Annotated in this window: 1 protein-coding gene; it reads right to left on the reverse strand. The window is 70.9% G+C overall.

Features of this window, described 5'->3' with window-relative positions; genetic code table 11:
• Positions 1–1,086, reverse strand: a 1,086-nt coding sequence (locus KUM49_RS33645; RefSeq protein ID WP_217240757.1) for a tetratricopeptide repeat protein, incomplete at both ends; no start/stop codon positions are given.

A 1,086-nucleotide genomic window follows, 5' to 3' on the forward strand; every position in this document is an offset into this window, starting at 1 on the left:
AGAGACCCGGCCGCCCTGTGCAGAGCATAGGTGCTGCCTGCGGTGGCGGCGCGCTCGAACCAGGGCAACGCCTCTTCCAGCCGACCCGCGTCCACCAGATACCCGGCCGCCCTCTGCAGAGCATGGGTGTCGCCTGCGGCGACGGCGCGCTCGCACCAGGACAATGCCTCGTTCAACTGTCCGGCCTTCGCCAGTCGCCCGGCCACCGTCCATAGGACGTGTATGTCGCCGGCCTCGGCGATACGCTCGAACCGGGACAATGCCTCGTTCAACTGTCCGGCCTTCGCCAGTCGCCCGGCCGCCCACCACAAAGCACCGGCGCCGCCTGCGGTGGCGGCGCGCTCGCACCAGGACAGCGCCTCCTCCAGCCGACCAGCATGCCCCAACCACTCGGCCGCTGTCCGCAGAGCGTGGGTGTCTCCTGCGGCGGCGGCGCGCTCGAACCAGGGCAACGCCTCCTCCAGCTGACCAGCCCACGCCAACCACCCGGCCGCTGTCCACAGGGCACGAGTGTCGCCTGCGGCGGCGGCGCGCTCGCACCAGGACAGCGCCTCCTCGACCCGACCAGCACGCCCCAGATGCTCGGCCGCCGTCCGCAGAGCACGAGTGTCGCCTGCGGCGGCGGCGCGCTCGCACCAGGACAGCGCCTCCTCCAGCCGACCAGTGTCCACCAGATACTGGGCCGCCGTCCGCAGAGCCGTGATGTTGCCTGTGGTGGCAGCATGCTCGAACCAGGGCAACGCCTCTTCCAGTCGGCCTTCGTCCACCAGGTGCTTGGCCGCCGTTAGCAGAGCACTGGTGTGGCCTGCGGTGGCGGCGCGCTCGCACCAGGACAGCGCCTCCTCCACCCGGCCTGCGTCCACCAGATACCTGGCCGCTATCCGTGGGACATAAGTGTGGCCTGCGGCGGCGGCGCGCTCGAACCAGGACAGCGCCTCGTCCGGTCGACCTGCGTCCACCAGGTGCTTGGCCGCCGTTTCCAGAACAAGGGTGTGGCCTGCGGCGGCGGCGCGCTCGAACCAGGACAGCGCCTCGTCCAGTCGACCTGCGTCCACCAGGTGCTTGGCCGCCGTTTCCAGAACAGGG

This window comes from Streptomyces sp. AC555_RSS877 (assembly GCF_019049245.1).
GTDB lineage: Bacteria > Actinomycetota > Actinomycetes > Streptomycetales > Streptomycetaceae > Streptomyces.